Annotated in this window: 21 protein-coding genes and 3 pseudogenes; 12 read left to right on the top strand and 12 right to left on the bottom strand. The window is 67.8% G+C overall.

The window, feature by feature from the left end; all coding sequences use genetic code 11:
* Positions 1–289: 289 nt before the first annotated feature.
* Positions 290–430 (top strand): annotated as a pseudogene (locus E4N62_RS45060) (IS6 family transposase); the annotation flags it as partial.
* Between the two features lie 87 nt (positions 431–517).
* Here the strand turns inward: E4N62_RS45060 and E4N62_RS45055 are convergent.
* The 4 genes and pseudogenes from E4N62_RS45055 to E4N62_RS45040 all read right to left on the bottom strand — a co-directional run bounded on the left by E4N62_RS45055 (position 518) and on the right by E4N62_RS45040 (position 5,073).
* The gene (locus E4N62_RS45055) at positions 518–745 is read right to left on the bottom strand and encodes a tetratricopeptide repeat protein (protein ID WP_230224095.1); all 228 of its coding nucleotides are present in this window, start codon (positions 743–745) and stop codon (positions 518–520) included.
* A 504-nt stretch (positions 746–1,249) separates the two neighbouring features.
* Positions 1,250–2,515, bottom strand: coding sequence for a group II intron reverse transcriptase/maturase (gene ltrA, locus E4N62_RS45050; RefSeq protein ID WP_230224093.1), 1,266 nt, complete (start codon positions 2,513–2,515; stop codon positions 1,250–1,252).
* Between the two features lie 516 nt (positions 2,516–3,031).
* Positions 3,032–3,346 (bottom strand): nucleoside 2-deoxyribosyltransferase domain-containing protein, encoded by a 315-nt coding sequence (locus E4N62_RS45045; RefSeq protein ID WP_230224091.1) that lies wholly within the window; start codon positions 3,344–3,346, stop codon positions 3,032–3,034.
* 231 nt (positions 3,347–3,577) lie between these two features.
* Positions 3,578–5,073, bottom strand: a pseudogene (locus E4N62_RS45040) (UvrD-helicase domain-containing protein).
* 31 nt (positions 5,074–5,104) lie between these two features.
* Here E4N62_RS45040 and E4N62_RS49140 point away from each other — a divergent pair.
* A complete protein-coding gene (locus tag E4N62_RS49140; RefSeq protein WP_308186355.1) occupies positions 5,105–5,740 on the top strand; it encodes a hypothetical protein in 636 nt (211 codons plus the stop codon).
* Between the two features lie 321 nt (positions 5,741–6,061).
* On the opposite strand, the pseudogene E4N62_RS45025 reads toward E4N62_RS49140, so the two are convergent.
* A pseudogene (locus tag E4N62_RS45025) lies at positions 6,062–6,403 on the bottom strand (DUF6083 domain-containing protein); the annotation flags it as partial.
* A gap of 169 nt (positions 6,404–6,572) precedes the next feature.
* Positions 6,573–6,836, bottom strand: coding sequence for a helix-turn-helix domain-containing protein (locus tag E4N62_RS45020; protein WP_230224089.1), 264 nt, complete (start codon positions 6,834–6,836; stop codon positions 6,573–6,575).
* 191 nt (positions 6,837–7,027) lie between these two features.
* On the opposite strand from E4N62_RS45020, the gene E4N62_RS45015 reads away from it, so the two are divergent.
* The gene (locus E4N62_RS45015; protein ID WP_230224087.1) at positions 7,028–8,059 is read left to right on the top strand and encodes a hypothetical protein; all 1,032 of its coding nucleotides are present in this window, start codon (positions 7,028–7,030) and stop codon (positions 8,057–8,059) included.
* Between the two features lie 216 nt (positions 8,060–8,275).
* Positions 8,276–8,929, top strand: coding sequence for a hypothetical protein (locus tag E4N62_RS45010; protein ID WP_230224085.1), 654 nt, complete (start codon positions 8,276–8,278; stop codon positions 8,927–8,929).
* A 69-nt stretch (positions 8,930–8,998) separates the two neighbouring features.
* Here the strand turns inward: E4N62_RS45010 and E4N62_RS45005 are convergent, their stop codons facing one another.
* Positions 8,999–9,619, bottom strand: a complete 621-nt coding sequence (locus tag E4N62_RS45005; protein WP_230224083.1) for a DUF6417 family protein — start codon at positions 9,617–9,619, stop codon at positions 8,999–9,001.
* A gap of 253 nt (positions 9,620–9,872) precedes the next feature.
* Here E4N62_RS45005 and E4N62_RS45000 point away from each other — a divergent pair, with 253 nt between their 5' ends.
* Together E4N62_RS45000 and E4N62_RS49135 are read left to right on the top strand one after the other, a co-directional pair.
* The gene (locus tag E4N62_RS45000; RefSeq protein ID WP_230224081.1) at positions 9,873–10,367 is read left to right on the top strand and encodes a lamin tail domain-containing protein; all 495 of its coding nucleotides are present in this window, start codon (positions 9,873–9,875) and stop codon (positions 10,365–10,367) included.
* A 335-nt stretch (positions 10,368–10,702) separates the two neighbouring features.
* Positions 10,703–11,167 (top strand): hypothetical protein, encoded by a 465-nt coding sequence (locus tag E4N62_RS49135; RefSeq protein WP_308186352.1) that lies wholly within the window; start codon positions 10,703–10,705, stop codon positions 11,165–11,167.
* 206 nt (positions 11,168–11,373) lie between these two features.
* On the opposite strand, the gene E4N62_RS48450 is transcribed toward E4N62_RS49135, so the two are convergent.
* From E4N62_RS48450 to E4N62_RS44985, 3 genes are all read right to left on the bottom strand, one after another.
* Positions 11,374–11,502, bottom strand: a complete 129-nt coding sequence (locus E4N62_RS48450) for a hypothetical protein (protein ID WP_268270500.1) — start codon at positions 11,500–11,502, stop codon at positions 11,374–11,376.
* Positions 11,503–11,670: 168 nt separating this feature from the next.
* Positions 11,671–12,312, bottom strand: a complete 642-nt coding sequence (locus tag E4N62_RS44990) for a hypothetical protein (RefSeq protein WP_230224244.1) — start codon at positions 12,310–12,312, stop codon at positions 11,671–11,673.
* A 35-nt stretch (positions 12,313–12,347) separates the two neighbouring features.
* Positions 12,348–12,590 (bottom strand): hypothetical protein, encoded by a 243-nt coding sequence (locus E4N62_RS44985; protein WP_230224242.1) that lies wholly within the window; start codon positions 12,588–12,590, stop codon positions 12,348–12,350.
* Positions 12,591–13,651: 1,061 nt separating this feature from the next.
* Here E4N62_RS44985 and E4N62_RS44980 point away from each other — a divergent pair.
* The 4 genes from E4N62_RS44980 (at position 13,652) to E4N62_RS44965 (ending at position 16,602) form a co-directional block, all read left to right on the top strand.
* Positions 13,652–14,662, top strand: a complete 1,011-nt coding sequence (locus tag E4N62_RS44980) for an endonuclease/exonuclease/phosphatase family protein (RefSeq protein WP_230224078.1) — start codon at positions 13,652–13,654, stop codon at positions 14,660–14,662.
* A 68-nt stretch (positions 14,663–14,730) separates the two neighbouring features.
* Positions 14,731–15,066 carry a hypothetical protein gene (locus E4N62_RS44975; protein ID WP_230224076.1) on the top strand — a complete coding sequence of 112 codons (336 nt, stop codon included), beginning with the start codon at positions 14,731–14,733 and terminating at the stop codon, positions 15,064–15,066.
* A gap of 94 nt (positions 15,067–15,160) precedes the next feature.
* On the top strand, positions 15,161–15,637 hold the full coding sequence (locus tag E4N62_RS44970; RefSeq protein ID WP_230224074.1) for a transposase: 477 nt from the start codon (positions 15,161–15,163) through the stop codon (positions 15,635–15,637).
* A gap of 398 nt (positions 15,638–16,035) precedes the next feature.
* Positions 16,036–16,602 carry an IS3 family transposase gene (locus tag E4N62_RS44965; protein WP_230224073.1) on the top strand — a complete coding sequence of 189 codons (567 nt, stop codon included), beginning with the start codon at positions 16,036–16,038 and terminating at the stop codon, positions 16,600–16,602.
* Here the strand turns inward: E4N62_RS44965 and E4N62_RS44960 are convergent.
* Positions 16,574–17,455: a universal stress protein gene (locus E4N62_RS44960; protein ID WP_230224232.1), complete on the bottom strand. Its 882-nt coding sequence runs from the start codon at positions 17,453–17,455 to the stop codon at positions 16,574–16,576. The two genes, E4N62_RS44965 and E4N62_RS44960, sit on opposite strands and share 29 nt — an antisense overlap.
* A 132-nt stretch (positions 17,456–17,587) precedes the next feature.
* Positions 17,588–17,794, bottom strand: coding sequence for a hypothetical protein (locus E4N62_RS44955; protein ID WP_230224072.1), 207 nt, complete (start codon positions 17,792–17,794; stop codon positions 17,588–17,590).
* A gap of 407 nt (positions 17,795–18,201) precedes the next feature.
* Here E4N62_RS44955 and E4N62_RS44950 point away from each other — a divergent pair, with 407 nt between their 5' ends.
* Both E4N62_RS44950 and E4N62_RS44945 read left to right on the top strand, forming a co-directional pair.
* Positions 18,202–18,681: a hypothetical protein gene (locus tag E4N62_RS44950; protein ID WP_230223939.1), complete on the top strand. Its 480-nt coding sequence runs from the start codon at positions 18,202–18,204 to the stop codon at positions 18,679–18,681.
* A 2-nt stretch (positions 18,682–18,683) separates the two neighbouring features.
* Positions 18,684–20,222 carry an ISKra4 family transposase gene (locus E4N62_RS44945; protein WP_374117260.1) on the top strand — a complete coding sequence of 513 codons (1,539 nt, stop codon included), beginning with the start codon at positions 18,684–18,686 and terminating at the stop codon, positions 20,220–20,222.
* Positions 20,223–20,542 lie beyond the last annotated feature (320 nt).

Here is a 20,542-nt window from a genome sequence, read left to right as displayed (position 1 = left end):
TCCGTCCGGGACCCATCCGTCCACGTAGCCTTCGAGAAACAAGTCAAGGCCAAGGATGCCCAGATGGCCGACATGGTCGGCAACCTGCAGGTAGGGAGTTCACACCAGGCGAGTGTCACCGCAGGGGGGATACGAGGCTGTCCGCGTCGTCGGCGTGTGCGGTGAACAGGAACTGCTCGCTGCGAAGTTGACGATTTGGGCTGCCGGATGTGGTTTAAGGGATGCGCCCGAGTGATCGCGCCAAGGCGTGCGGCTGAGCCCTGCCCTGGGTCCGCAGGAGGCGTGCGGCGCCGCGTTTAGCGGGATCTCGTCCCACTTCCGACCCCACCGCCACAGCCTGTCCGCTACCGACTACCGAGCCGAGATGATCACCCGCTTCGCCATCTGGGACCACATCACCGGCATCGCCGACCCGCCCGCAACAGCCTGACCCGGGCCGGCCACACCCCAGCACGCTGTCAGGCACTCACGCACCCAACAACGTGACAGCGCCCGCGGGCGAGGTTGCTGCGGCTGGTCAGGGTGTCGGGGTGGTCCGGGCCCAGGACGCGGATGCGGTCGTCGAGGGGCTGTCGGTGCAGCTCGACCGCCGCGCATACTCTCCCATCCTGTCCAGAGCGCGGGCGAGGTTGCTGCGGCTGGCCAGGGTGTCAGGGTGGTCCGCGCCCAGGACGCAGGTCTGGGTCTGGAGGAGGTGCTGGGACAGCGCGTGGTGCAGCGTGTAGGCGCCTGCTGCGAACAGCACTTGGGCCAGGCGGTTGAGGGTGTCCTGGGCCGCACGGAGGGCTTCTTCGGTGGTGTGGTCGAGGAGCAGTGGCAGGTGGGGGCGAGGAGGCGGGCGGGCCAGCCGGATCGCCCTGCCTGGGCGGTGTCGTGAACGGCCGCGGTCAGCCGCGCGGCCAGGGCCCGGTGCCAGTCGGTGCGGTCGGGGGTGTCGGCCGCCAGGGCGAGGGCGCTGATCTCCCTCACCAGGGGATGCAGTACCGACGCACTCGCGTAATTCGTCACCAGCCCGAGCCCGGCCATCACCAGCGCGGCCGCACCCGCCACCGCGGACCCCGCCCACGCTCCCCGCCTGTGCGCCATCCCCACCCCCGTGCCCCGGTCGTTCACCACCACCATGCCCCCACACGCCGCCCGGCATGACGCCTTCGAGAGCACTCGCCGAGTAGCCGGGAGGAGTCTCACCTCCCGGCCCTCACAGAACCGTGCTTGATCGTCTCCGATCACACGGCTCGTACCATTCTGATCACCAGGCCGAGGCCGCTGTGCTGATCCATCTCCAGTGCGCGAACATGCCGGGATACCACTTGGCAATCATCTGCATCCTTCGGATGGCCTTGCGCAGGGCCGCGAACCGTTCGTATTTCTTGCGGATCCAGCGCACCAGGTAGGCGTTGATGCGCTCCAGGAGGGGGTACAGGGCCGATCGGTAGAACCGGCCGTAATACTGCATCCAGCCCCGCACGATCGGATTGATCCGTCGGGCGAGGTCCACGAAGGAGAGGTCGGACCCGATGTGGAGCCGCCAGTTGCGGATTTCCGCACCGATCCTCTTCTGGGCGTCCTTGCTGATCGCGGGGAGGAACGACCGGCGGAGCCTGCCGTTCTTGTCCTGCGACTTCCTTGCTCGGAACGTGTAACCGAGGAAGGTGAACTCCGTGTGCCCGTAAGAGCCGCGGCGCTTCCAGTCCTGGCAATACACAATCCTGGTCTTGTCGGGGTGCAGCAGCAGCCCGACTTCTTCCATCCTGTTCGTGAGCGCGGCCAGCACCTGGCCGGCCTGCCGCTCGGAGACGCAGTGGATGACTGCATCGTCCGCGTAGCGTTCGAAACTGACGGTGGGGAACTCCCGGTCCAGCCAGAGGTCGAACGCGTAGTGCATGAACAGGTTTGCGAGCACGGGCGAGACCGCTGAGCCCTGTGGGGTTCCACGGTCCCGCTGTTGCAAGGTGCCGTCGGGCAGTTTCAGCGGGGCCTGCAGCCACCGCTTGACATACAAAATCACCCAAACGGCGTCGGTGTGCGCTTCCACGGCCTTGACAACGAGGTCCCACCGGACGCTGTCGAAGAACTTCTGGATGTCGAGCTCGATCACCCAGTCCTTCTTCCAGCAGCGTTCCCGGCAGAGCTCCACCGCGTCCAGAGCCGACCGCCCAGGGCGGTAGCCATAGGAGTCCTCATGGAACGCGGGCTCGGCCCGGTTCGTGAGGTGCCTGGCCACCACGGTCTGGGCGATCCGGTCGGCCACCGTGGGCACGCCCAGGATCCTCGTCCCGCCTCCCGGCGAGGACTTGGGGATCTCGACCGCACGCACCGGCGGCGGAAAGTACGTCCCCGACGACATTCGATTCCAGATCTTGTACAGATTGCCCTTCAGATCCTTCTCGAACTCGTCGATGGATTTTCCGTCCACGCCCGGCGCGCCTTTGTTCGCCTTCACTCCCTCGTATGCCTCCCAGACCTCCCGCTTCGAGATATCGAACGGCTTGGCCGGTAACTTCAACGTGTCCATCAAGTTCCTCCCGGAGAACGTCCGGTTGTCCAGATACACAACGTCACGAATAGCCCGGCCCCTTCGCTCCACCCCCATTACAGGGGCTTCGTCACTACTACGGGCCGGTCCGCCAGCGCGCCCCGCGCCGGTACTCGATCCCTCACGGCTTCCACCGCCGAGGACACTCCCTGTTACCCGCCCCTACCAGGGCGGACAGTATCGGGGCACGCCTTCTCCTGTTCCATGCGGAAGCGGCAGATCGGGCTCACGTCGTCTGCATGCCGGACACCACCTGGCCAATAGGCGGGCACCCGCCAGGCTCTTCCCGAAGTTGTCGGTAAACCCCGGTTTTGATGTCGTCTCAACTCTTTCGACACTTCAGCGACGATTCACTCGCGTTCGTCTTCCCGATCCCCACCTGACGCCTCTTACGACGCCTTTTCCTCATCGTTCACCACAACGGTCTTCAGCCAATGCAGCATGAGGCGGTTTGAAGCCTCCCCCCGCAGGGCGACTCCGAAGGGCCAAGCACCTTCATCTTCCACACAGCATCACTTCGCGAAGCTCTCCTACATGCAGCTCCACTTCGTGTTCAGGACACAAACCGACAGAGTCCCGGGACCGGTCCCTGCCAACCGCGAGGCGGGTGCCGCGAGCAGCTTGTGCTTCCAGTTCGTACAGGGCGATGGGCTGGACGGCTTCGGCACAGAACCAGAAGAGGATTACGTCCGCGATGCGGAGGTGCTCGTATTCCCAGGCGGTCTGCTCCCGTGCCGCTTCCACATGGCAGGCCGGGAAATCATCGCGGCGCGGGTTGAGGACGACGGCCGGGGAGCCGATCGCGTCCATCTGGAGCACCGCCCCTCTGACGGCACTCAGCGCCGCGCGTGATTCCCTTCACGCCCACTACGCGTAGGTGGCCTTGGCTAAAGAACCCGCAGCGCGAAGGGCCTGCGACGGGAGGACGGGACGCCCCGGTGCCGTCGCGGCATGACCCGTGATCCGGTGGAGGCGGTCTGGGCCACGCGACAAGTGGTCTGCACAGAGCCTGGGTATTCGGCCTCGCCGGCGGAGTGAGGCCTACGCGTCCTTGTCCCCCGCCCGCGGTGATGGTGGTGACAGGAATACGGCAGGGCGGTCCTCGATCCAGGACAGGCCTCCGATGTCGAGGCAGTGGCGGGTGCGGGTGACGGCGACGTAAGCGAGGCGGGCTTCGCCGTCGTCGATCGGTCCGGGGACCGCGCGGCCGGTGTCGTCCAGTTGGTTGCTGTCCTTGGGTGGGGTGAAGTCGTCGGCGATTCTCACACGGGGCCATTCACGGCCCTTGGCCTTGTGGGCGGTGGAGACGGTGACCTCGGCCTGCTGCTCGGGAACGAGTTGAGCGACGGCGGAGAGGATGGCGTCGGTGCCGTGGGTGTCGACGAGGTCGACGAGTGGCTGCAGATCGCGTCCGGCCGGGTCGTGGGCGGCGTAGTCCTGCAGTTGTCCCCAGGAGGGGAACAGGACCAGTTCGGGATGGGTGGTGCGGCGACCGTCCTTCAGGTCGTGGGCGGCCAGGGCCAGGGCGCGCAGGCTGTCTCCTCCCCCGACCAGGGCCACGCGGTGTTCGGCGGTCAGCAGGTCCATGACCTGGGCGATGGCGCCGACGTTGGTGCGGCACAGCACCGCGTCGGGACGGGTGAGGGGACCGATTTCGGTGGGCACGGTCTCGGTGCCGGTGAGTCGGATCGGGGCGTCGGCGATGGCCAACCACCGGTTGGCCTCGTCGGCGAGCCGGGGGCCGAAGCGGAAGGACTGGGACAGGGCGAGCTGGGTGCCGTCGAATTCGGTCATGACGTCTTTGGCGCCGCGCCAGTCGTAGATGGCCTGGGCGGAGTCGCCGACCATGACCAGCTGGGCGTGGTCGCGCTGGTTAAGGAAGATCTGTTCGACGACGGGGTTGGTGTCCTGGGCCTCGTCGAGGAGGAGGAAGTCGGTGTCGATTTTCGGGTTCGTGAGGGCCCAGATTTTGAGGTAGTGGTCGTGGTCGAAGCGGACCGCGCCGTCGTCGGGGTGCTGGAGGTCGGTCCAGGCTTTGCGGGCGAAGGGGACGATGTGGGCGGCGAGTTGGGCATGCAGGTCGCGGTCGTCCAGGCCGCGCAGGTGGGGGACGTGGTGGCGGGTGATGGCGGGGTCGGCGGTGTGGCAGAAGCGGGCCACCGTACGCAGGGCGGCGTTGGAGAGTGTTCGTTGTGACAGGTCGCGTTCGCCGATCCGGATGGCTTTGGTGATGCCGAGGGCTTGTCCGGTCTGCCAGGCGGGGCGGCGGGGGCGTTCAGGCGGCGGGTGTAGCGGTGGCCGACGGCAGCATAGGCGAGGGCGTGGGCGGTCTTGCAGGTGACGGTGGGCGGGAAGCGGGTGCGCGCGTCCTGGGCGATGGCCCGGTTGTAGGCGAGGTAGCGGCCGCGGCGCCGGGTGGCGTGGGCGAGCTGGGCCAGGGTGGTGGTTTTGCCGGTGCCCGCGCCGGCTTGCAGGGCCAGGTGGTCGCCTGCGTGGAAGGCGTCGGCTGCGGCTTGCTGTTCGTCGGTGGGGGTCAGCACGGCGTGGCTCCGGGGTGCGGGTGAGGGCGTGGCCGACGGCGGCGAGGAGGTGGGGTGCGGTGGTGTGGGCGAGCAGGTTCTGGACTGCGCGGTCGAGGCGCTCGGCTTCATCGTCGGCGTGTTGGGCGAGGGCCCGGTGGAGGGCCATCTGGAGGAAGAGGCGGAGTGGTTGTCCCGCGCTGTTGGCGGCGGCCTGGAGGCCAGCGTGTGTGGCGGGTGGGAAGGCGAGGTTGAGGAGGATCTTGCCGTGCGCGTTGGGGTAGTGGGTGGTGATCACGTCGATGGGGAGCAGTTTGCCGGTCTGGTGGCGCAGTCGGTTGAGGGCCTTGCCTGGGGTTTTGGCGGATACCAGGGCCATGAGGTGGGTGGTGTCGTGGTTGGCTGCGAGCGGCGTTGTGCGGGTGGCCTGGTGGAGTTCGGCTGGGGTGAGGGGCCGGGTCAGGGTGATGTCCAGGGCGTGGTGCGGCATCGTCATGCCTTCCCGTGGTGGCCGGGCGCTGTGTGGGGCAGGCGGGTGTGGATGTGTGCCGCGTGGAGGAGGGGGTCGAAGACCTGCCATCCGGTCAGGGCGAGGTCGGCGGCGCCTGGATTGGTGGCGTGGTCGGGGCAGCGCTGGGTGCGCCAGCGCATCTGCTCGGTGTACGGCAGGCGGCTGAGGTCGTAGACGGCCATGAGTGTGGCGGGCAGGGTGAGTTGGCCGCGTTGTGGGCTTGCGGGGAGCAGCGTCCATAGGCCTTGGGGGTGTTGGGGTCGAGGACGGGCTGGGGCAGCGGTGGCGGTGTCGGGTCTGGGCTACACACCGGATGCCTCGATGGGGTCTCGGCGAGGTAGCGGCCCAGGAGGAGTTGCACGACGGACCGGGCGGGCGGTCGCTGTCGGCGGGTGGCTCGCAGGCGGCGGGCGGGGCAGGGGTGAAGACGCCGGTGTCGATGAGGCAGCGGGTGCGGATGGCGAGTTGACGGCGTACCGCGTCAAGGCGCGGGCCGGTCCGGGTGGTGGGGGTGCGGTCCGGGCAGAGCATGGCGTGCGGGACGCGGCACCAGGTGCTGCCGTCGCCGTGCGGGTGGGCGATGCCGCTGCTCAGGTGCCAGCGGCAGGATTCGGGGACGTCGGCGGCAGTCAGTTCGGCGGGGTGCAGGGCGATGGGCCGCTGGTCGGTGCGCTGGTAGAAGTCGATGCGGTTGCCGCATCGGCGGCAGCGGCCGCTCTGACCGGCGTGCAGCAGGCGGCTGGGGCTGGTAGCGGCCACGCGCAGCGGACGGCGCGTCGATGTGGTGCGGGGGCTGCCGTCCCAGTGGCGGCCGGTGGAGAGGGTGTTGGGGTGCATGGCGGGGACCGTGTCAGGCGACACCCGGCGATGGTGGGGATGGACAGGGCCGTGTCCCCCGGGCGGCCCAGTGGCATCGAACGCGTATTCCACTCGGCGTGCGCAGGTTCGATGCGCGCTCGCCGGTTCGGGTGAATCGCAAACCAGTGGGCGAGCGGGGGCAGTGCGGTCAGGAGTCCGGGGTGCCGGGTGGGGTGTGGTTGTCGCAGATGAGGCCCAGCAGGTGGTCGATGGGGACGTCGAAGGCGTGGGCGAGGGCGTGCCAGGTGGTGACGCTGCCGGTGGTGCGGCCGTGTTCGAGGTCGATGAGGGTGCGCCGGGCCAGGCCGCTGCGGGCGGCGAGTTCGTCGAAGGTCCAGCCGCGCGTGTCCCTCAGTCGCGCCAGCGTCACGCGCAGCGCTGTGAGGTCGGGTTCCGGCGGCAAGATCGTCACTCCACCATCCGACGGTGCAGACCCCTGCCCTGTCAGTGCGGATTTCTGCACTATCGAGGCAGGCGGACGACGGGCGGCTCGACACTGCGGGAGGGCAGGGATCTGCACTACGGTGCGGCCGACTCCCGCTCTTGCACTGGGAGGGCACGGCACCTGGACAGCACGGATTCGGAGGGGAGGGCAACGGGCCGATGCGCGTTGCCAACACGCACGCCACGGTGCAGCGCATCTGGACGGTGGAGCTGCGCCCGCAGCCAGGCGGACCAGCTTTGGCCTGTCCTCACTGCACGCTGCACGGCCACCCCGTGCAGGCCGCCTCCGCACGGTCCGCGGCCCTGACCCATCTGGCCCGCCACGCCCGCACCGACGCTCTGCCGGGGCATCTGCGTACCTGCCAGTGCAGAGCACGCGGCTGCCAGTGGCATCCCCGCCACCGCGGCTGTGCAGGACCGGTGCTCCTCGCCCTCACCCGTGACCGCAGCGGCCGCACCTGGCGTCTCGCCGACGCCTGCGCCGCCTGCGCGGCCGCCACCAGTCACACGGCCGTTGTCCCCGCCACCCTCCTCACCCCGCACCCTCCCGGACGCTCTCCATGCCGGCCCGAGCCGCCGGGCGGCCCGGCCGAACGCACCCGCGTGCGGGAGATGCTCACCTATCTGGCAGCGGCACTCCCCCAGTTCACCTCCCCCGGCGCCCGCCTGCTCGCCCTGCAATGCGCCCTGCGCTCCGACACCCACGGATGCGTCCAGCTGCCCGGTGGCCTGCTGCGCGGCATGCGGCTGCACGGCCGCAGCGAGCTGTGGGAGGAGCTGGAACACACACGCTGGCTACGCCGCACAGCCGGCACATATCCGCGTACGCAGGCGCAGCTGCTGGATGTTGCAGTCCTCTCCCAGCAACCGGGCAGCCGAGCCCGGGCCCGCGCCGCACACTGGGCCCTGCGCCCCACCCCCCTGGCACCGCCGACCGGCACGCCTGCAGCTTTGCAGCTGACCGCACTGACCCTTGCCTCGCACACCTCGGGGGGCGCCGGCAATACCGACATGACTGTGCTCGCCCGCCTGTGCGGACACTCACCCCACCAGGCCGCCGAACTCCTCGACCGCCTGACGGCAACACGCACACTGGCCATTTGGCACCATGACCGCAACACTGACGAGGTCTTCTGGCACCTGCCTCAGCAGCACGCCACAGCACGGGCCAGCGAGCCTCCACGGCACTGACTGCGGTGTATGGATGACAGGACGGCTGAGCGCAGGACATCGCACGAGCGGAACAACCGGCTCCGCCCGCCCGTACTATCGCTACACGGGGACAGACCGCATCAGGTGCGGCCGCCCATGACTCAATCAAGCCCGGCGGAATCACCTCCCAGCCCAGGCGCCCGCTCCGGGGGTTGCTTCAGCCCCGCCACCGCGCCCCGAGGAAAGGCCAGCATCATGCCTGACACCCAGACCGCCACTACCGAACTGACATCGCAATACACGGCCCAGGTAGCGGGCGACCTTGAGCGCAATGCCAAGGAGCAGGACCGCATCGGCGCGGAAATCGACGCGCTGCAGGGACAACTGCGCGCCCTGCAACATGACCACACCGTGCTGACGAGCATGCAAAAGGCACTTGACTCCACAGACACCGCCGCGCAGCCTGCCCCCGAAGCCGCGGCAACGCCCTCGGTACCGCGGCAGAAGACCACCGCGCAGCCCGGTGCGGGAAAGCGGGTACGGGCGAAGAAGACTGCCGCCGCGCAAGGCGGCAAGGCGGTCAAGAAACCGGCCACCAAGAAGCCCGAGGCCACAGCCAGGACGACGGCAGCGAAGGCGGCCCAGCCCACCCTCGTCGAGCTGATCCGCCGCCACATCGCCGATCAGAGCGAACCCCGCTCCGCAGCGGAAATCGCCATCGCACTCGGCCAGGCCCACCCCGACCGCGCCATCAAGACCACCGTCGTACGCACCACAGTCGAAGGACTTGTCGCCAAGAGCCACGCCCAACGCACCAAGCAGGGCAACTCCGTCTACTACACCACCAACAACCCGGAACCGACCACACCCGCAACGACCCCGTCCGCCGTTCAGCCCGAGACGAACTGACCGACGCGGCATTCCCCTGCCGCTGGCGATCTGCCTCGGCGACCCCACCGCGCCCGCTACTGGCCCTGGCTACCCAATCGGCGGGCGTTGAGCTGCAGACGGGGGCCGAGGCGCCGGACGCGGGGCTGGGCGGTGAGTAATCCCGTAGTCGCGACTGAAGTGGTTGGCCTCCACCGCCGATCCGGTCATCCGGTGCAGCCAGAACCCATACGCCACCAACTCCATCTGCTCCTGTGTCAGATGCAGCAACCACCGCCTCGCCCCGTGATCACACCGGGCTGTACGCACCTGCTCCTTCAGTCCCTCGGCCAGCGGCACCCGTAACTGGCCGGAAAGGCTGACGAACAGGCGCAGTGCCGCCATCTGCGACGGCCTCAACTCCACCAGCCTCTGTTCCGGGCCCGGCCCTTCCGGAGCAGTCTCGGGGCAGGGGCGGGAGCGGGCATAGAGCAGGAGGTCGTGGCCGGCCGGGGCAACCCGGGCCGCCCACAGCACGAGGGTGCCCTCCCACGCCGACAGCTCTGCCCGGTCCTCTCTGCTGGCGATCTCCACCAGCCCTCGGTCCGCCAGCGTCCTCACCCTCTGCTTCATCGGCAGCACATATGCGTCCACGACCCAGCCATGGACCGCCGCACGCGCCCGTTCCTCCAGCTCCTCGAGTACAGCGAGAACCTGCTCTCCGCCCTTCATCGGCCCCTCTTCCGTGGATCCGCGCTCGGTGCTCCAACGAGGCCCGCCGCTGAGAGTTTCCAGACCGTTCGGTGACCAGCGCGTAGAGCGCCGACACTCGGTCCTCCACCTCCACCTCGACCGGGAGCGGCCCGCCCCCACGTTCAGCCATCCGAAGCCCGCGTCTCCCGGTTTGCACACATCACGCAAATGTATTGATCACATTCGGTATGCTCCGGACGCTCCATTCGCACCACTGAGGGGGGATTTCCTCATGCGTATCCGTCACGCACTGACCGCAGTAGCCACAGCGGCCACGATCGCCGCCGTCACGACCGGCCCGGCCCAGGCCGCCGAGTACTCGTCCGCGCTGAAGGTCAGAGGCGTCCAGTACGACGCCCCGGGCACCGACTCCAACCGGTGCTCCGGCGGCAACACCAAGAACGAATACCTGACGATCAAGAACTACTCGCGCACCGCGACCGTCAACCTCAAGGGCTACGTCGTCAAGGACGCCGCAGGCACCCCATTCACCTTCCCCGCCAGCCACAAGCTCGAGCCCGGCGACTACGTGAAACTGCGCGGCGGCAAGGGCACCGACTCCGACGCCAACAACGTCGTCTACCGCCAGAACTGCAACTTCCTCTGGAACAACGACAAGGACACCATCTACCTGATCAAGCCCTCCGGCACCCGCGCCGACGTCCACTCCTACACCAAGCGCGCCAACGACGCGGACGGCAACGGCTACATCAACTACCACGGCTGACACCTCGCCAGCACACACCCATACCGCGGTAGCGCGGCCGAAGTTGAGCTGACACCGTGGCCTCGCGGACCCGTGCCGGTCAGGTGCGCCCCTGAACCGCGCTTGTGGGCCGACATCTGCTCTGCGCGCGTCCTGGACAGCAAGTCGTCCGGGACGCGCGCAAAACGTGGCTTCTATGGCCCTTCGTACGCACCCGCTTTATCAGTTTCCCCTTCTCCTGTCCCTTCGGCACCGCCCGCGACCGGTGTGGGTCCGACCAGCGACTGTCGGCGGCAAGCGACTCAGCTGACGCGGACGAGCAGGCTGTGGAAGCCCCGGGTGATGTTGTTGAGGGAGTGGAGTGGCTCTCCCGCCAGTTCGATCCGTTCCACGCTGGCGGCCAGGGCCTTCAGGGCGGCGATGCCCGCCCGTGCCTGACCGACCGCTCCGGCATGGTGCGCGGTACGGGCGCCCAGCTACTCCTTGCCCAGGGATGCCTCGCCTTCGAGGAGGTTGCGCCACCTGCGAGCAGTTCGTGCGCCGCATGCCGGCCATGCCCGACACAACAAACCGCTGAGCAGCTCGCCGTGTTGATCCACGGACACTGGTCCGTCGAGGCCCTGCACCACGTCACAGACATGACATTCGCCGAGGACGCCTCCCGCATCCGCACCGGCACCGTACCCCGCGCCATGGCAACCCTGCGCGTCATCGCTATCGGCCTCATGCGCCAAGCCGGCTGGGCGAACCTCGCTGCAGCCACCGACCACTACCGGTCACACCCCACCCACGCGTGCGAGCTACCTCATCTCGCAACCTGAGAACGCATCAGCCTTGGCCTCGCAGCTGCGGAGAGCATGCTCGCCCAACTCGATGCACAAGCCGCACGATTCAAGCGGGCAGTCGACGCGGGCATGCCCTCGTTCAGCGAGATCGCCACCCGAACCACGGAGGGATCGAACTAAGATCCGTCACCCCTATGTTCTCAGGGCTGTTGCAAAGTCTGACGATCTCGGATCGTCGCTGGTCAGGCCAGGCCGAGGAGGTCCAGCGGGCGGTGGAAGGGCTGGTAGGACATCTCGCGGAGGCCGGCGGCGATATTTGTGTGACCTGCCGCTCGTAGCTGGTTGATCGCGAAGCTGCGGAGGGTGGCCATGTTGTCGGGGCCGTGGCCGGTGCGCTTGGTAGGTCACCCGCTCCAACCGGAGCTTCGTTGCGTACGAGACGGGACGGCCAGCAGGCGTCACACCACCGTGACCTGCAACATTCCTATACCACTGGGACTTTGAAACAGCCCTGCCTATGTTCTCCAGGCTCGGACCAACTAGAGAAATTTGAATCTGAGGGTGACCGAGCTACCGGGCCCTATTCCGCCCGGAGGCTCCTCAGCATCCAAAAGCGTGGCCAAAACCCATTGACCTTCGTCAGTCTGGATGCAAAGGCTCTGCGTTGTCTTCACATTACGCAGATCAACGGTTTCATCAGCGCGTTCCGACAGGGTCGAGCATGCGGGAATGTTCGCATTTTCAATGACTCCCATCTGAACTGGAGCGGAAAAACTGAAATACCCTGAGAAGAAATAGACGTCATCCGCGTTGCCGGACTGGTTGGTTATCGCCTTCCCGTCCACGTCCACGTAGTGGTCATGCGGGATCTTGAGGTCGTAACTGGCTGCCGACCGGTCGCCGTCATCGCCGGTTTCGCCACCCGAACCCGTCCCGCTCGTGGCTCCACCTGCGGGACTCTCGCCGCCCGAGGCGCCGCCAGTGGCGTCCTCGCCTTCAGACTCCGTGCCGCCGCTACCTGTCTTGCCGTCGGTGGACCCGCCGTCCGACCCTGACGCTCCCGTGGTATTGCCGTCATTACTCTCGCCGCAAACGCCGTTGGGGCAATTATTCTCGGTGTTATTCGAGTTGCTAGTGCAGCTGCCGGTCGCCAACGTTGCAGCTAGCACCATCGCAGCCAATGCGAATCCCCTTCGAGGAGAAACTTTTCTCATGTTCACTTCGAAGAGTCCGGGCTGCCGATTCGATTATCGTCGTTATCTTCGCCACATACGCCACCGGCGCATTCATTGTGATCCCTGCCGACATTATTGGGAATCGCTTGGAAGATTCCAATGACGGCGATAGCGATCAGTCCGACCACAATGATCAGTCTGATCAAAACCCTTCGACGATCTTCACTGCTCATCGGAGGCATACGTGCCCCTCCCCCCTTGCCGCGCATCGAGCCGAAAGACATGGTGGCAGAGAAAACTTCTCGCCGCCCTGCATATGGAACGCTACGCATCCCTCACCGTAGCTGGGGTCAAACGCCGGCACGGTCGATCACGGATCCCGGCGCAGGCCGTCGAGGCCGCAGTCGACAGCGGCCCTGCATGCCACGATAGCCACGGCGCCGTACAAGGCCGCTGTTGCCTCATCCGTGCTGGATCAGCCGACCGCGCCGGAGGCAGGGCGAGATAACGTTGCCCTCGCCCGTCCTGTGGTTGAGTCCGTCCAGAAGCAGGCCCGGGCGAAGACCCATCGCTTCGCATCCGGGCTCTGAGGGCGGAAGACGACTTCGATGGCGTAGGGGGCCAGCGCCCGGTAGGTGAAACGGGCAGGCAACGGTCGCCCCGGGTCATGCTCGTCCGCGTGCAGGCATAACGGCATAGTTGCGTGCCGCGCTGCCCAGCAGTCGGCAAGTGCCTGCCACAGCGTTTGGCGCTCGGGCGTGCCCATCAGCACCGGCCCTCGCGATCTCGACGCGCACCACCACGCTGCCGACTTTCGTGAGCACACTGGGTAGGTGGCTACGCCGACGGGATGAACCGGAGAGTGATCCCGTCCCCGCAAGGTGGTGCGGACTATTTCTGTCGGCATGATCGGAATCGTGTTGCGCGCCGCCGTGGTCGCCGCTCTGGGCGCCCTTCCCCTGACCGTACCCGTGTCGGCTCCCGCCGGGGCCTGTCCCGCACAGGCCGCTATCGACTGTCCCCCCTGCAGGTCGGCTTCGGAGGGCAGCCCCGCCGCGCGGTCGACGGCGGCATTGAAGGACTTGTCGGCAGCGATCCGTGACCGCTCAATCCGCAACCAGGTTCGAGCGCGCCGCCCGGGTTTACGAGAAGCGGGACTACTCGGGACACCGGGTGTACGTGGCCAAAAGCGGCGGCTCAATCCAGAATCTGCGCTCCTGCAACCTCAACGACCAGACCCGCTCGTTGAAGATCAACCGCAAGGAGTGCGGCGAATCCGGTTCCACAACGAAGGTGACCGTGCGGCCGGCGCCGTCACGGCTGCGAGGCGAAAGGCTGGGCGGGCATGGGATCGATCTACGTTGCGTGGTGGAACGTGGAGAACCTCTTCGACGAAGAGAACTCCCCGCGGCGCAGTGAGAAGCTCCAACGCGTACTGGGCGACGATCTGCGGGGCTGGACGCCGCAGCTACGGGACCGCAAGATCAGCCAGCTGGCGTCGGTGATCGCACAGATGAACAGCGGCCAGGGACCGGACCTGCTGGGGGTCTGCGAGGTGGAGAACGAGTTCGTCATGCAGCAGCTGGCCGCAGCCGTCAACGCCCTCGTGCCCGGCCGCACCTACGATGTCGCGCACGCCGACACCTCCGACCACCGGGGTATCGACGTGGCGTTCATCTTCGACTCCACGATGTTCACCGCGCCTGCCAGCCAGGTGTTCCAGCACGTCGTGATGCGCCGCACCGGGACCCGCGAAATCCTCCACGTCAACTTCGAAACCGCCCAGGGACAGACCTGGGCGGTGTTCGCCAACCACTGGCCCTCCCGCAGCGGCGGCCAGCTGGAGTCGGCGGCCTACCGGGCCGTGGCCGGGGAAACCCTCGCCTACTTCCACGAACGCGCCCTCGAAGTACACGGACCGGACACCCCGGCACTCGTCATGGGCGACTTCAACGACGAGCCCTTCGACCCCTCACTGACCCAGCACGCCCTGAGCAGCCGGCAGCGCAAAAAGGTCCTCAACTCCACCACCGCGCGCCGACTGTTCAACCTGATGTGGCCGCTGCTGGGCACCGACGACCAGCCCGGCCCCACCCCCCGCCCGTCCGGCACCTTCTACTTCGAAAACCAGGCCAACGTCCTGGACCAGTTCCTGGTCAACGAGAACATGCTCGCCCCCAGCGCCCCACTGCGCGCCGAACCCGGCTCGGTCCACATCGTCACCGACCCGCCGGGCATGGTCGGCACTGGACGGTACCCCGCACCCGTCCTCTTCGGCGGCATGGGCAAGAAGATCAACGAGGACGGCTACTCCGACCACTACCCCATCGCCATGCACATCCGCACAGCCGACTGAGTCCAAGCCGGGGACGTGGTCGTTTCCTTGTTCAGGACAACCCTATTGGGTGCCTGTCCGGAAACTTCGTGGCCCCTCAACATTCGCTGCCCTCGAAGCGCTGCAACCCCTGGCTCAAGGGCGCCCTCGGCGAGGCGGCGATGGCCGCCTCCCGCACCGACACCTTCCTCGGTGCCCGCTACCGGAGAATCGTCAAACGCCGTGGCCACAAGAAGGCCCTGGTCGCCGTCGCCCGATCGATCCTGGTCATCATCTGGCACCTCATCAACAACCCCGAGACCGAGTACCAAGAGCTCGGCTCCGATCACCACCAGCGTCTGATCGACCCGGCCCGGCGCACCCGCGACCTGGTCCGTCAACTGACCGCGCTCGGACACCAAGTCATCCTCGCCCCAGGCCTCTGACTGCCTGACCCGAATCAACCCGTCGTCCGTCCGGCACCGGCCGGACGCTCCTGCATGCCCTCAGGATCCTGGATTTTCCGTTCAGGATCGAGTCATGGCACGACCTTCCCGTTACCCGCTTGAGCTCCGCCGTCGTGCGGTGCGCATGGTCGCCGAGGTGCGCGACGACTACCCGAACGAGACGGCCGCCTTGCAGGCAGTGGCAGAGAAGCTCGACATCGGCTCCCGCGAGACGCTGCGGAACTGGGTGAAGCAGCACGAGATCGACGGGGGCCAGCGTCCGGGGACGACGACGGAGGAGTCCGCCCAGCTCAAGGCGTTGAAGAAGGAGAACGCCGAACTCAAGCGGGCCAACGAGATCCTGAAGGCCGCGGCGAGTTTCTTCGCGTCAATGAGTTCGACCGGCCACACACACGCTCGTAGCGTTCATCGACGAGCACCGGGACCTCTTCGGCGGCGTCGAGCCGATCTGCAGGACGCTCACCGAGCACGACTGCAAGATCGCCCCTTCCACGTACTACGCCCACAGGAAACGCCTCGAAACTCCCTCCGCCCGTTCCGTGCGCGATGAGGAACTCAAACCTGCGTTCCGCGTAATTCGCCGCGCCTAGAGCAACGATAGGCGCCCTGACCTGCGGAGACGCGCCCAAGGGGCCTGATGAGGCGTTTCTCTAGGCATAGAGAAACGCCCAGGTCAGAGAGGCGGCGATGTGCGCCAAGACTCCAGCAATGCATCGAAGCCCGACTTCCCAAAACGGCATCAGCATGGGCAAGTTGACGAGTCTTGTGTCCGGCGGGGCACCGCCCCTCTATCGTGGCTCCCGTCTTGATCGGCCAGGCACGGCCCGGCGGCCCGATGGCGGTCGGATTCAGGACCTGCCCTGACCTGCGAGAACGTCAAGCCCTAGAGAAACGGCCCGCAGCACCCGAAGGGGAGAAGCTGAAGGCCAGTAGGTGTGCCGTGGCTCTATGAGCTCCGAATTACGCGGAACGCGGGTCAAAGAACGGATCCAGGAGGTCTACACGTCCAACTACCGCGTCTACGGGGCCCGGAAGATCTGGCGCGTGCTGAACCGTCAGGGGCATGCCGTGGCCCGCTGCACCGTCGAGCGCCTCATGCGCGAACTCGGCATCACCAGCGCCGTCCGCGGCAAGAAGGTGATCACGACGATCACCGATCCGGCCGCCGGGCGGGCCCCGGACCTTCTCGACCGCAACTTCGTCGCCAGTGCCCCGAACCGCTGCTGGGTGGCCGACTTCACGCACGTCGCCGCCTGGAGCGGTGTCGTCTACGTCGCCTTCGTCGTGGACACCTTCTCCCGGCTCATCGTCGGCTGGTCCGCCTCCACCTCCAAGGAGACCCAACTCGTCCTGGATGCACTGGAGATGGCCCTGTGGCAGCGCGACCGCGAGGACCGCCGGCACACTCCGGCCGCGGGGGTTTCCGAGGTGTGCGCGCTGCTTCCGCACCAGGCAGGCAGATGCGTATACCCAACTGAACGGGGTGTCACATCAGGCCCGAACGCACCACGGTGACCGGGCAGTGCGCGTGATGGAGCACGGTCTGACTGACCGAGCCCAGGAGCAGTCCGGTTAATCCGCCGCGTCCGCGCGCACCGACCACGATGAGCTGGGCGTCACGACTCGCCTCGATCAGCGTCGGCGGCGTACGGCCTCGCACGACACGCACATGCGCGGTCACTTCAGGGTGCTCCTCCCGGTGCCCGGACAGGGCCTCGTCAAGGAGTCGCTCCTCGTGTGCCTGAAGCGTCTCCACGTCACCGGTCAGGTTTACTAGGTCCTCCGGGCGGGTGTCACCGTGGTCGCTCCATGTCCCCCATACGTGCAGCGCCACCAGGTTTGCACCTCGCAGTGATGCCTCCTCGAAGGCGCACGCGATCGCCCCCCGGTTCTGGGGTGTACCGTCCACCGCCACCAGCACCGGCCCGTCATCCGCCATCCGGTCCCGTACCACCGTCACCGGGCAGTGGCTGTGAGCGGCCAGATGGACCGACGTCGATCCCAGCAGCAGCCCTGCGAATCCGCCCGAGCCGCGATGGCCCACCACCATCAGCTGCGCCGTCCTCGACTGGGCTTCCAGGGCTGTGACAGCTTCTCCCGTGATGACCGCCTGGTCGGCCACCACCCCGGGTGCGGTGGCCAGGGCTCGTTCGACGGCTTCGGCAAGCAGATGCTCGATGCCTTCCCGCACGCCTCCCGCGGGCGGGCCCAGAGGCGAGCCGCCGGGCGGGACATGCATGGCGGGCCAGACAAAGGCATGCACGACGTGCAGCTTGGCCCCCCTCATCCGGGCTTCTTGTGCTGCGGCCTCCACGGCGGCCAGCGCGGAGGGGGAGCCGTCCACTCCCACCACGACCGGCCTGGGCAACACGCTGCGCTCTCCTCGCCACGGCGTCGACGCGGGCAACGGCCCGGCGCTCTGCTCTCAGCCTCTCGCACTGCCCACGGGGGCGCCACCAGGCGCAGGCCGGTCCTGTCCCCGAGCCGCACGCGTAGTTGCTCAGCCGTCCCGGGGGTCGGCTGCTGCGCGGGCCGCGTGCAGCAGGGTCGTGTCGGCCAGGAAGCAGGCCAGGGCTGCGGTCGGCAGCCCGAACGGGTCGTGGTGGGCGGGACCGGCGTCGGCCACCACGAGCAGGCCGAGCACGCAGGCGGCGTAGCCGACGGTGGCGCGCGGCCTGGGCCGGCCGAGCGCCCTCGGCGTCCACAACTGCGCGACGCTGCGGCCCGGCGCCGCAGGCCGAGCCGTCCGATCCAGCCGAAGACCGCCACGAGCGCGCCGAGCACGGGGAAGAGCACGGCCAGCCACGGCAGCCGCGCTCCCGTGTCTCCATCGTTCGCGTGGCTTGCCGGGTTGTCCACATCGGGTTCCAGGTATGCGTGGCGCACAGGTCGGCTTCTGTTCCCTGCTGCCCGTCCCGCTCGCACTCGGTCACCGTGCCGCAGGGCTCTCATCTGCAGGGCATGGCCATCTTCGAAGGGTGTAGATCTTCTGAGGGTGCCTCGTTGGGGTGATTCGCAGGGGGTTCGGGATGTGGCCGGTTGTGCCGACTTTTACCGTCGCTGGGGTCGAGCGCGCCGTGAAGCGTGCGGGTGCTGAGTGAGGGTGGGTGTGGTGTGCCGTCGTTGATGGAGGCGTTGGAGTCCAGGCGGGCTGAGGTGCTGGGCCAGGCCGAGCGGCTGCGTGAGCAGATCGCTGGTCTGTCCGAGGAGTTGTCGCGGGCCGAGGAGCGGCTGGCGCGGTTGCAGATCGCGCGCGAGACGGTGGAGGAGGTGCTGGCCGCGCCGTCTTCGCCGGTGCCGGGCACGGACGCCGCGGGTGGGGGTGACGGCGGGGTCGCTGTGGCGCTGGTGAAGGCCGAGGCAGAGCTGGACGTGACGGTGATGTCGCCGGAGTACCGGGAGATCATCGCTTTGTTCGCAACCTCGGGGGCGGCGATGCGCTGCAAAGAGGTCTGCCGGCACCTGGGTCTGGGGATTGAGCCGCGGCATGTCGAGGGGATTCGTTCGAAGCTGAAGAGGCTGGTGGAGCGCGGGATCCTGGCTGAACCTTCGTCCGGGCTGTTCAAGGTCGACGGCAGGAAGCAGGGGTGGTGAGCGTGGTCGGGCCGGCCCGGGGTGCGCTCGCGGAGTGTGAGGACGCCTTCGCCGCCTCGGCGGGTCTGTTCACCGCGGCGTGTGCGGAGCTGGCGGCTCCTCAGGCGGCGGTGATGACGCATGCGCAGTTGGAGGATCTGCTGGGAGCGCGGATGCGCGAGGTCACCCGGCAGTTGTTCCAGGACCATCTGACCCTGCGGGCCAGGGAGGAGGTGCGTCGGCAGGAGGTCGTGGACGCCACCGGTGTCGAGCGCTCGAGGATCGAGCGGGACCGACGTCGGAGGCTGGCCACGGTGTTCGGCAAGGTCACCGTGGTCCGGATCGCCTACCGCGGCACCAGGGTGGCGGACCTGCACCCGGCCGACGCGGTGCTGAACCTTCCGGACGGAATGCACTCGCACGGGCTGGCCCGGCTCGCCGCGATCGAGTCCTCCCGCGGCAGTTTCGCCGACGCCTGCGAGCGGATCAACGCCCACACCGGCTCCGGCATCGGGCACCGGCAGGTCCAGGAACTCGCTGTCAGCGCCGCGGTGGACATCGACGCGTTCTACGACGCCCTGGTACCCGCCCCCTGCACCGACACCACACCACTGATCTTGTCGGTCGACGGCAAGGGCGTGGTGATAAGGCCCGAAGCGCTGCGCGAGGACACCGCGAAGGCCGCGGCGGCCAAGGGCGGCAACGCGATGAAGACCCGGCTGGCGTCCGGGGAGAAACACGGCAGGAAACGGATGGCCACCCTGGGAGCCGTCTACGATGCCGAACCCGCGCCGCGCACAGCCGACGACATCATCGCCGACCCCGACCGGCAAGACGCCGGCCACGGCGCGGCGCCCGAGCGCTGCCAGGGGCCGAAGGCCCGGTCGAAGTGGTTGTGCGGCTCGGTGAACGACACCGCCGCGCAGGTGGTGGCCGCCGTGTTCGATCAGGCGGAGCACCGCGACCCCGGACACCGCCGTTGCTGGGTCGTCCTGGTCGACGGCGCCCGCCATCAGATCGACCTCATCAAAGCCGAAGCACTACAGCGCGGCGTGGACGTCCACATCATCGTCGACCTCATCCACGTGCTCGAATATCTGTGGCGAGCAGCCTGGTGCCTGCACTGCAGCGGCGATGCCTCCGCCGAGACCTGGGTCGCCCGTCACGCCCGCGTCCTGCTGGGCGGCGGCGTGCAGCAGACCGCCGCCGCACTCGAGGAAGCCGCCCGCACCGCCGGACTGCGCGACGCCCAGCGCAAGGGCATCGACGAGGCCGTGAACTACCTGACCGGCAAGGCCGAGCACCTGCGCTACGACACCGCCCTTGAACGCGGCTGGCCGATCGCCACCGGAATCATCGAGGGAGCATGCCGGCACCTGGTCAAAGACCGCCTGGACATCACCGGCGCCCGCTGGGGCCTGTCCGGAGCTGAAGCCGTGCTCAAGCTGCGTGCCGTCCGTGCCAACGGCGACTTCGACGCCTACTGGGCCTGGCACCAGCAGCAGGAGTTCATCCGCAACCACCAGACGCGCTACCGCGACCGGGTCATACCCACCGCCTGATCAACAGCACCCCCATTGGATCTGCACCCATCTTCGAACTCCGCCTGCCCCTCCGACCGTACTCACCCGTCGTTCCCAACGGCACCACCCTCGTTTCCGGCCCCGACACCATGCTCCGCACCGGTGATGAACCACTGCTGAACACCACCTTCAGAGCCGGGAGGGAACGGAGCGACGAGTGCGCGCCGTCGAACGCTGCGGCAGACTCGCGCGATGGTTCGGGGAACACGGCGATCCGGAACCCGCCGCCGCACCACGTCCGACGCCAATCGCCGCTGTGGCCGGGGAGCCTGGCGTTTGCCGCCATGTCGGCCAGCGGA

The organism is Streptomyces sp. MNU76 (assembly GCF_020982545.1).
In the GTDB taxonomy this organism is placed as follows: domain Bacteria; phylum Actinomycetota; class Actinomycetes; order Streptomycetales; family Streptomycetaceae; genus Streptomyces.
The sequence above is the reverse complement of the archived record's forward strand: the minus strand, read 5'-3'. Positions and strand labels throughout refer to the sequence as shown.

Excerpts from the sequence above, each read along its gene's own strand:
- ltrA (WP_230224093.1), bottom strand. The coding sequence starts at position 2,515 with ATGGACACGTTGAAGTTACCGGCCAAGCCGTTCGATATCTCGAAGCGG.
- E4N62_RS45045 (WP_230224091.1), bottom strand. The coding sequence starts at position 3,346 with ATGGACGCGATCGGCTCCCCGGCCGTCGTCCTCAACCCGCGCCGCGAT.
- E4N62_RS45015 (WP_230224087.1), top strand. The coding sequence starts at position 7,028 with ATGCGCGTTGCCAACACGCACGCCACGGTGCAGCGCATCTGGACGGTG.
- E4N62_RS45010 (WP_230224085.1), top strand. The coding sequence starts at position 8,276 with ATGCCTGACACCCAGACCGCCACTACCGAACTGACATCGCAATACACG.
- E4N62_RS45005 (WP_230224083.1), bottom strand. The coding sequence starts at position 9,619 with ATGAAGGGCGGAGAGCAGGTTCTCGCTGTACTCGAGGAGCTGGAGGAA.
- E4N62_RS45000 (WP_230224081.1), top strand. The coding sequence starts at position 9,873 with ATGCGTATCCGTCACGCACTGACCGCAGTAGCCACAGCGGCCACGATC.
- E4N62_RS48450 (WP_268270500.1), bottom strand. The coding sequence starts at position 11,502 with ATGGCCACCCTCCGCAGCTTCGCGATCAACCAGCTACGAGCGGCAGGT.
- E4N62_RS44985 (WP_230224242.1), bottom strand. The coding sequence starts at position 12,590 with ATGTCTTTCGGCTCGATGCGCGGCAAGGGGGGAGGGGCACGTATGCCT.
- E4N62_RS44980 (WP_230224078.1), top strand. The coding sequence starts at position 13,652 with ATGGGATCGATCTACGTTGCGTGGTGGAACGTGGAGAACCTCTTCGAC.
- E4N62_RS44970 (WP_230224074.1), top strand. The coding sequence starts at position 15,161 with ATGGCACGACCTTCCCGTTACCCGCTTGAGCTCCGCCGTCGTGCGGTG.
- E4N62_RS44965 (WP_230224073.1), top strand. The coding sequence starts at position 16,036 with ATGAGCTCCGAATTACGCGGAACGCGGGTCAAAGAACGGATCCAGGAG.